Origin of the sequence: Lysinibacillus sp. GbtcB16 (assembly GCF_019091145.1) — a bacterium.
In the GTDB taxonomy this organism is placed as follows: domain Bacteria; phylum Bacillota; class Bacilli; order Bacillales_A; family Planococcaceae; genus Lysinibacillus; species Lysinibacillus fusiformis.
Window position 1 is genome coordinate 1 of the sequence record NZ_JAGXJV010000636.1, and the last position, 253, is coordinate 253.

The following is a 253-nucleotide window of genomic DNA, read 5'->3' on the forward strand; positions in this document are numbered from 1 at the left end:
GAAATCGGCAAATAACTGCTCTGGTGCTGCTAGAATTAGAAGTGGACCAACGTTAGGTGAATCCCTAATAATAAACTTAACGAATGAAAGAAGGTGTCCGCTAATGGCAGAGCAACGTCAACGGTACAACGAGGAGTTCAAGAAGCAAGCGGTTAAATACGTACAAGAACAAACGAAGTCACTTCCGGAAATAGCTGAGGAAATGAACATCCCACCTGGAACACTAAAGAATTGGATGACGCAATACCGTTCT

The 253-nt window shown here is 43.1% G+C and carries 1 protein-coding gene; it reads left to right on the forward strand.

Features of this window, described 5'->3' with window-relative positions:
* Positions 1–103: 103 nt before the first annotated feature.
* On the forward strand, positions 104–253 hold a 150-nt coding region (locus KVT27_RS25475), incomplete at its 3' end, for a transposase (RefSeq protein ID WP_217582258.1).